This window comes from Pseudonocardia tropica, assembly GCF_040105315.1.
Taxonomy (GTDB): Bacteria; Actinomycetota; Actinomycetes; order Mycobacteriales; family Pseudonocardiaceae; genus Pseudonocardia; species Pseudonocardia alni.
The window spans coordinates 1-1,055 of record NZ_JBEDNP010000101.1 but is presented as its reverse complement, the minus strand read 5'-3'; the positions used below and the strand labels follow the sequence as shown (position 1 = coordinate 1,055).

Genomic DNA, 1,055 nt, shown 5'->3' with positions numbered 1-1,055 from the left:
CTCCATCGCCAAGGACCTGCTCGCGCTGTGCTCGACCCGGATCCTGCTCGGCCAGTCCACCCGGGTCGGTGACGAGCTCGCCGACGAGCTCGGACTGTCCGAGCGTGAACAGGCCGTGCTCACCGGCTGGGCGATGGAAGGCCAGGGCCGTGCGCTGTGGAAGCTGGAGAACCGCCCCGGCATGAAGATCCAGACGGTCCTCTCCCCCACCGAGCGGGCCATCTTCGACACCAATGCCGGGCTGCGCTCCCGAGACGACCAGCCCCACGCGACACCGCAGCATCCCGCGCTCCAGGAACCCGCACCGCCGACCGGGCGCCCAGGCCGCCCACGGCTGGTGCCGGTCAGCGCCTCCACTCCCGACCCCGGCCCCGACGCCGCCGCGCCCGCCGCCGTCGAGCACCTGGCCGCGGCCGTCAGGATCTCGACCAACGGCACCGGCCACACCGGCCGCAGCTCCGGCGGCGCACCGCCGCGACGGTGACCTGACGGTGGACCAGAAGAAGAGCACCATCGCCCTGGCGGTCGGCGCGGTCATCCTCGTCTTCGCCGGCGCCGTGCTGACGATGGGCGTGGCCATGCTGACCATCGTCGCCGGGGGCGCGCTCCCCGGCGGGGGCTGCGGCGGCGACGGCGGCCTCGGCGGCGGATCGCAGACGATCGGCGGCACCGACTGGAACGCCGAGCAGACCGACAACGCCGCCACGATCGTCAACATCGTCGCCCAGCGCGGCCTCCCGCGCCGGGCCGCGGTCATCGCGATCTCCACCGTGATCGTCGAATCGAGACTGGTCAACGTCGGCCACGGCGACCGCGACTCCCTGGGCCTCTACCAGCAGCGGCCCTCGCAGGGCTGGGGCTCACCGGAGCAGGTCCTCAACCCCGACTACGCGACCCGGATCTTCCTGGACCGCCTCATCGCCCTGCCCGGCTGGGCGACCATGCCGCCGGGCACCGCGGCGCAGGCGGTGCAGCGCTCGGCGTTCCCCGACCGCTACGCCCCCCAGGAAGCACCGGCCGCAGCCCTGGTCGACCGGTTCTGGGTCGGCCCGGAC

2 pseudogenes are annotated in these 1,055 nt (G+C 73.9%); both read left to right on the top strand.

Annotated elements, in window-relative coordinates:
- Nucleotides 1-484: pseudogene (locus WHI96_RS27775) on the top strand (hypothetical protein); the annotation flags it as partial.
- 7 nt (nucleotides 485-491) lie between these two features.
- A pseudogene (locus tag WHI96_RS27770) lies at nucleotides 492-1,055 on the top strand (C40 family peptidase); the annotation flags it as partial.